1 protein-coding gene is annotated in these 1,169 nt (G+C 46.4%); it reads left to right on the forward strand.

Annotated elements, in window-relative coordinates:
* Positions 1 to 1,111 (forward strand): phenylalanine--tRNA ligase subunit beta (locus tag ACTHS3_RS13800; protein WP_440368230.1); only part of this gene is annotated, 1,111 nt, incomplete at its 5' end.
* Positions 1,112 to 1,169: the final 58 nt, after the last annotated feature.

Consider the following 1,169-nt stretch of genomic DNA (forward strand, 5'->3'; position numbering starts at 1 on the left):
TGAAATCCCTGCCGAGCAAGTCGAAATTATCTTGCAACACTTGGGTTTGCAGCCTGAGAAAACCGAAGAAGGCTTCCGTGTCACTTCTCCTAGCTTCCGTTTCGATATCGAGATCGAAGCCGATTTGATTGAAGAAATCGGCCGCGTTTACGGTTATGAAAATATTCCCGACGACTATACTTCAGGCCGTCTGAAAATGTTGGCATTGCCTGAAACCAAACGCCCGCGTTTTGCGGTTTATAACGAAATGGCGGCTCGCGGTTACCGCGAAGTGGTCAGCTATGCGTTTGTGGATGAGCAATGGGAGCAAGACTTTGCTGCCAATACCAATCCTATACGCCTGCAAAATCCGTTGGCGGCGCAGTATGCCGTTATGCGTTCTACGCTTATCGGCGGTTTGGTGGAAGTTTTGCAAAACAATTTGAACCGCAAGCAAAACCGAGTACGCGTATTTGAAATTGCCCGTGTGTTCAGCACAGATTCGGCTGATCAATTTGTTCAAAACGAACGTATCGGCGGTTTGTGGTATGGCTCTGTGCTGCCTGAGCAATGGGGTGAGAAAACACGCAACGTAGATTTCTACGATATGAAAGCCGATGTTGAGAGTCTTTTGAAAAACAAGGAAGTATCCTTTGTTAAGACCGAACATCCGGCATTGCATCCTGGACGTGCCGCCAATATTGTTTCAGACGGCAAAGTAGTTGGTTTTGTTGGCGAGTTACATCCGAAATGGCTGCAAAAATATGACTTGCCACAAGCGCCGCTGGTATTTGAAATCGATATGGATGCGGTATTGGGTCGTGAGAAAACCCGTTATCAGTCTGTATCCAAATTCCAACCTGCGCGCCGAGATTTGGCATTTGTAATGCCTGAGGCTGTGACGCATGATGATTTGTTAAATGCCCTGAAAGCGGCAGCAAACAAGCTGGTTCAAGAAATCAGCGTGTTTGACGTTTACCGCGGTACGGGCGTGCCTGAAGGCATGAAGAGCGTTGCCGTCAAAATCATTTTGCAAGATATGAAAAACACGCTGACAGATGAAGTCATCGAGCCTTTGGTTGCGAAAATGATTAAAGCGGCAGCCGAAAAAGATGCACAGCTTCGCGCTTAAAATAAGATAAAAGTTGTCGCCAAAAATCACCAATAATATTTGATTTTTTGGTGAGGAC

The organism is Neisseria sp. P0009.S007 (genome assembly GCF_051962515.1).